Genomic DNA, 6,310 nt, shown 5'->3' on the forward strand with positions numbered 1-6,310 from the left:
ACCATGGACAGGGAATACCCGCACGACGAGAAAACCATCCTGCTCGATCGACAGGGGCGCACGCCGGCGCAGGGGCCGGTCACTGACTTCGCATCGCCACCGCGTTTCGAACAACTGGAAGACCGGATGATTTACGCCGCCCGAATGCAGGGCGCGGAGCATTTCAACGTTGGCTTGAACAGTTTGGTTGCGCCTGCCTGGGCGCTGCTGTCCGAGGTGGTGCAGCTCAAGCGCAGCACCTCCCAGGAAAGCCTGCGCGGGCTCAACGAACGGCTGTCATCCGCTGTCACGCTTTTCGAGACCCGGGCCCGGCACGACGGCGCGCAGGTCAGCGAGGTCATGGCAGCGCGATATGTACTGTGCAGTGTGATCGACGAAGCGGTAGTCACCACCTCATGGGGCAGCCAGAGCGATTGGTCGAAGATGAGCCTGCTGAGCAGCTTTCACAATGAAACCTTCGGCGGCGAGAAGTTTTTCCAGCTGCTTGAGCGAATGTCGCGGGACCCTTTCAAGCACTTGGCGATGCTGGAGCTGATGTACCTGTGCCTGTCACTGGGGTTCGAGGGCAAGTACCGGTTCATGGAGCGTGGGTTGTTGCAGCTTGAGCAGGTTCGGGATGCGCTGTATCGGCAGATCCGGCATGTGCGGGGCGATTCCCCGCCTGCGTGCGCGCCGCCGCCCAGCCGGGGGGCGCAGCGCCAGAGACGGCTGAGGGTTGTGCCGGCGACCTGGATCGCAGTGTGTGTCGTGGCCAGCCTGCTGGCCTTGTATTCGGGGTTTGCCTGGGTGTTGGGAGAGCAGCGCGAGACGGTGCTGCAACGGTATCAATTATCGGCGCCGGACATTACCCGGGCGCCCCTCTAACGCAGGGAGCAACTCATGAACGCATTCTTCAGGAGCGCGGGCACCGTGCTGGCCAGGATTTGGGTCTGGAGCCTGTTGCTGGTGCTCGCGATCGCGATGATCGTGTGGTTCCTAGGGCCATTACTGGCTGTTGATGACTATCGGTTCTGGCAGGGAACTGCGGCGCGCCTGCTGACGATCAGCGGGCTGTTTTTGTTGTGGGGCCTGGCGATGGTGTATGCCAATTGGCGCAGAATGACCCGGCTACAAACCGTCGACAGTGTTGAGCAGCGCCCGGGTAAAGGGCAGATCGAAAACGAGCAGCGCCAACTGCGCGGTCGTTTCAAGGACGCCCTGTACACCCTGAAAAACTCGAGCATTTATGGCGACCGCAGCCCGCGTTGGCGCAACGCGCTGCCGTGGTATCTGCTGATCGGCAAGGAGGGCAGCGGCAAGTCCCGGTTGTTGGCCGCCAGTGGGTTGCAATTGCTCCAGGATCGTGGCGAGCCGATGGCGACGACGGGCTACTGTGATTGGCATTTCGCCGAAGACGGCCTGTTGCTCGACACGGCGGGCCGCTACCTTACCCAGCCCGACGGCGGTGTGGATGGCGCGGGTTGGTCGACGCTGTTGGGGCTGCTCAAGGCGCGTCGCCGGACACGTCCGCTCAATGGCGTGGTGGTCGCTCTCTCGATGGATACCTTGCTCCATGGCGGCGAGCGTGATCTGGAGAATGAGGCGCGGGCAGTCCAAAGCCGGCTGCAGGAAATCCGGCAGACGCTGCATGTGGACCTGCCGATTTACCTGGTGGTGACCCAGGCCGACCGTCTGCCGGGGTTTGCGGAATTCTTCGACCGTCCACTGAGTGAAGGCACTGATGCGGTGCTCGGCGAACCCATCGTTCCGGGCAAGGGCGGTATGGAAATGGGCCAGGTACGCCAGGCCTTTGAAGCACTGCTGCAGCGCCTGAGCGGTGAGCTTGTACAGCGACTGCACCAGGAGCGTAACAGCGACCTGCGGGGCCGGATGCTCGATTTCCCCCATCAGGCGGCCCGGATTGGCGAACGTCTGAGCCTGTACATCGAAGTGGCTTTCTGCGGCCCGCGTTATCAGCGCACCAACGGATTCCGTGGCTTCTACTTGACCAGTGCCGACGGTGGCCCACAGGCACTGGATCCTCGCCCACGCTTTATCCAGGGCTTGTTCAGCCTGATTCTGGCAGAAGCGGACCTGGCGGGCCTCGATAGCCTGGAACGGCGTCGAATTCGCTGGCGCCAGTGGGGGATGGGCCTGAGTGCACTGGTGGTGGTCGGGGCGGCCGGTTTGCTTTGGACCCACAGTTACTCTTCCAATCATCAACGTCTGGAGCAACTGCGGGAACTGGTGCAGCAGCCAACGACCACGCCACCTGGCCTGGACGCGACCCTGGCGGTCCTGCCCCTGCTGGACAGGCGCCTGGCATCGACGCGGGTTTTTCCTGTTCAGGGCGAAGCCCGGCTGGTTGAACGGGCGGGGTTGTATCAAGGCACGCTCAGCCATCCAGTGCTGGAGCAGGCCTATGAGCAGGCGTTGGGGCAGTTGCTGTTGCCTCAGATCAACGAGATGCTGCAGGAACAGGTGCGCGCCAGCCTGGAAGATCGCGAGCGGCTGCTGGACAACCTCCGCGCCTACCTGATGCTTAACCTGCGGGAGCGGCGAGACGTTGGCTGGTTGCGTGAGCGGGTGGCGGGGCATTGGTCTGTAAGGTTTGCCGGCGAGCCCTCTGTGCAAAGTCGTTTGAATGAACACTTCGCACGGTTGCTTGAGCAGCCGTTCGTGCAGTCGCTCGATAACGAACTGGTGGCACAGGCACGGCACGTGTTGCGAGGGGAGTCATTGGTCGATGTGGTGTACCGCGTGCTGCGGGAGCAAGCCCGCGCTCTTGAGCCTTACCGCCTTGCACAGGGGCTGGTGTTTGACGGGGTCGACCGTCCCATTCCGGGTTTTTATACCCGCAACTACCTGCGGCATTTCGAAGAGCAGGGCGCGCGCCTGGTGAACACTATCGTGCAGGACAACTGGGTGCTGGGGGAGGGTGCGGACCTGAGTGCCATGGACTTGCAGCGGTTGATGGTGGAACTCGAGCAACGCTACTTCAGCGAGTATGCCAATGCCTGGAGCGAGGCGCTTGGGCGGATTAGCCTGCGGGAGACTGACAATTCCCGCCAGGGCGCCGAGCAACTTGCCAGCCTGACGTCAGCCCAGTCACCGTTGCTGCAGTTGTTACAACTGGTGCGTGATAACACGCGCTTGCCATCGGCCACGGAGCGCCTGGATGAAGTGGCTGCCAAACTGCCCGGCCCTGCGGCAGAGCGGGTACAGGTTGCCCGGACGGCAGTCGGGTTGACCCATGTATTGCCTGACACGGCACGGCGCGCCATGCAACGCCGCTTCGAACCCTTGCACCAGTTGCTCGACAGCCAGGAAAACCCCGGCACCGAGTTGACCCAGGTGTTGCAGGCACTCAACGACTTGCACCTGCAACTGGCGACCTTGAATCGTGACGGCTCGCCGGAGCCGGTGGCCTTCGAGATGGTCAAGCGCCGGATCCAGGGGCAGCAGGATGCCCTGGGTAACCTGCGGAACGTGGCTGCTCGGTTGCCGTTGCCGTTGGCGGGCTGGTTCGAAAGCCTGGCCGACGAGCATTGGCGTCGCCTGCTCGATCAGGCCTATCGCCATGTGAACCAGCGCTATCAGAGCGAGGTATATGGTTTTTACGCCAAGGCAATCAAGCAGCGTTTTCCGTTCAATGCCCATGCCAGCAGCGACGTTTCCCTCAATGATTTTCAGGAGTTCTTCAAGCCGGAAGGGGTCATGGCGCGATTTTTTGACAGCTATCTAAGGCCTTTTGTCAGCGGTGATGCCGGCCGCTACAGGCTGCGCAGCCTGGACGGGCGAAGCTTGCCGATGTCCCGGGCGTTGCTCGATCAGCAAGAGAAGGTGCAGGTGATCAGGCGCGGTTTCTTTGCCGATGAGCCGGGGGACCTGCAGGTTCGTTTCACGTTGGCGCCCTACAGCCTGGACTCGTCGGTGAGTCGTGCGGTCTTGCGTTTTGGCGACCAGCAAATCGAGTACCGCCATGGGCCAATCGTGCCCATGGCGATGCAATGGCCAACCGAGGTGGAAAATGGTCGCAGCAGCCTGGTGCTGGAGCGGGGCAGTGAGCGGGCGCTGGGGCTTGAAAAAAATACCGGGGCCTGGTCGCTGTTCCGCTTGTTCGACCTGATGCAGAGCGAACCTTCCGACGGGCAGGATGTGCTGATCCTCAAGGCTGACCTGGCAGGCTTGCGCGCCAACTACCTGCTGACCAGCCGGCGGACGCCCAACCCGTTTCAGATGGCGCAGTGGCGTACCTTCCGCCTGCCGGAGCAGTTGTGAACCAACCCCTCGAACGCTGGCACAGCGCTGGCCGTACAGACCGTGGAAAGGTCCGGTTGCGCAACGAGGACGCCTTTCTCGATTGCCCCTGGAAGGGTTACTGGGCTGTGGCAGACGGAATGGGCGGGCACCAGGCGGGGGATGTTGCCAGCCAGTTGGTGGTCGACAGCCTGGCGTCGTTGCCTGGCCAGGGTAGCCTGGACGAGCGGGTCGAGGCGACGCGCCGCTGCCTGCAATGGCTCAACCGGCGGCTGGGGGAGGAGCTGACGCTGACCACCCACGGCGCCGAGGCCATCATGGGGAGCACGGTCGTGGCATTGCTGCTCCAGGGCGACCGTGCCGCGTGTGTCTGGGCCGGTGACAGCCGTTGTTACCTGTGGCGCGGGCAGATGTTGTACCAGCTGTCACGGGACCATTCGTTGTTCGAGCAACTGATTGACCAGCAGGTAAACCCGGAACAGGCCAGGGCCCATCCTGATGCACGGGCCTTGACCCGGGCCATCGGTTCACGGGCTCCTTTGAGCCCCCAGGTACTGGAGCTGGAGACGTTGGCGGGGGATGTCTTTCTGTTGTGCAGCGATGGCCTGTACCAGGCGCTTAGCCATAGCGAATTGGGCCAGGCGTTGAGCCTGGGTAACCCGCAGCGGATTCTGGACCAACTGTTCGCAGGCGTATTGCGGGGAACCGCCGGTGACAACCTGACGGCTGTGGTGGTGCAGTCATGAGTGAGGTGACTCACTTTGCCTTTGCCAGGGCACAGGCAAACCTGCAGCGTGGAAGCACACCCGAGTTGCTGGCCGGGCGATACCTGATCGAACGTGTGCTGGGCGCTGGCGGCATGGGCGTGGTCTATCGCGCTCGGGACCTGCTGCATGAACAGTTTGGCGAGTCACGTTCCAGTGTGGCGATCAAGGTACTGGGCGAAGCCATCCGCGAGTCTGCGGATGCCCACGTGCTGCTGTACAGCGAGTTCGCCCTGACGCGCAGCCTGCGGCATGAGCAAGTGGCGCGGGTGTTTTCGTTTGAGGTGGACGCTCCCTCCCATCTGGCGTTCTTCACCATGGAGCTGCTCCAGGGCATGACCCTGGACCGGTTGCTGCTGGAGTGCCCGAGCGGCTTACCCTGGCGAGAGTTGCAAGGCATCGCCGTGCAACTGCTCGATGCATTGCGACATTGTCATCAGCAGGGGGTGCTGCACGGGGATGTGAAACCCGGCAATGTCATGGTGGAAGAGGCAGGATTGCGGCTGTTTGATTTTGGCCTGGGCCAGGCTTCAGCGGGTCCGCCGGGCTTGAGTCGCAGCCGTTTCAACGCCTGGACGCCCACGTATGCCGCACCGGAGTTGCTGGCCGGCGGGGCACTGTCGCCCAGTACCGATCTTTACGCAGTGGCCTGTGTGCTTTACGAGTTGGCACACGGACGGCACCCGTCCGGTGAGCGGCCGCCTCGGCCCCCGCAGTTGCCTCGCCATTGCTGGCCTGCCTTACGCACGGCTTTGGCGGCAGACCCTGAACGCCGGACCATCACCCTTGATGAATTACAGGCAGTGATCGGCGATACCCGCCAGGGGTTGAGCCGCTGGTTCTAACCAGGCAAATCAGGGGGGCAGCGTTTGCATTCGCGCAGACCCTCCAGCTCATCGCCCTCTCTGACAGACCGTTCCTAGCGTTTTTTAGGACCGGTCCTGCATCCATTTTTTTTCCGCTTTGTTAGCGTGCGCTCCAGTTCAAAAATCACATTCGTCATGCGCGTTATGAAGTCAATGGTGTGTTTTTTGGATTGCCCTGTCTGTGCACCAACGCCCGTCCTACCTTGGCTAAAAAGGAACATTGGATGTTCAACACTTCCCAGCGGCAGATGGCCGCTCAATTGACCAAGCATAAATCCAACGCCCTGGGGCTTACGAATTTCTCTGGCTGATCCCTTTGCAACCCAAGAGTGAATCACACCATGGCCAACTTGTTCTCTCAGCTATTTAACCTCTTCAGCCCAGACCGGCCGGCACCGATTTATGTGCCGGATGCGCTGCCATTGCCAGCGCCGAAGGCAC

The 6,310-nt window shown here is 62.1% G+C and carries 4 protein-coding genes; all 4 read left to right on the forward strand.

The genetic code is table 11. The features are described from left to right. Nucleotides 1-3 precede the first annotated feature (3 nt). Genes icmH through M2400_RS30985 form a run of 4 tightly spaced genes read left to right on the forward strand, consistent with a single transcriptional unit; the run spans nucleotide 4 to nucleotide 5,848 of the window. A complete protein-coding gene (gene icmH, locus M2400_RS30970; protein ID WP_259198813.1) occupies nucleotides 4-864 on the forward strand; it encodes a type IVB secretion system protein IcmH/DotU in 861 nt (286 codons plus the stop codon). 15 nt (nucleotides 865-879) lie between these two features. Next, a complete protein-coding gene (gene tssM / locus M2400_RS30975) occupies nucleotides 880-4,260 on the forward strand; it encodes a type VI secretion system membrane subunit TssM (protein WP_259198814.1) in 3,381 nt (1,126 codons plus the stop codon). Continuing rightward, entirely contained in the window at nucleotides 4,257-4,985 is a 729-nt protein-coding gene (locus M2400_RS30980; RefSeq protein ID WP_259198815.1) for a PP2C family serine/threonine-protein phosphatase, read from the forward strand. The genes tssM and M2400_RS30980 overlap by 4 nt, the downstream gene beginning before the upstream one ends. Then, nucleotides 4,982-5,848, forward strand: coding sequence for a serine/threonine-protein kinase (locus M2400_RS30985; RefSeq protein WP_259198816.1), 867 nt, complete (start codon nucleotides 4,982-4,984; stop codon nucleotides 5,846-5,848). Before M2400_RS30980 ends, M2400_RS30985 begins: the two co-directional genes overlap by 4 nt. Nucleotides 5,849-6,310: the final 462 nt, after the last annotated feature.

The organism is Pseudomonas sp. BIGb0558, from assembly GCF_024807515.1.
GTDB classification, from domain to species: domain Bacteria; phylum Pseudomonadota; class Gammaproteobacteria; order Pseudomonadales; family Pseudomonadaceae; genus Aquipseudomonas; species Aquipseudomonas yamanorum_A.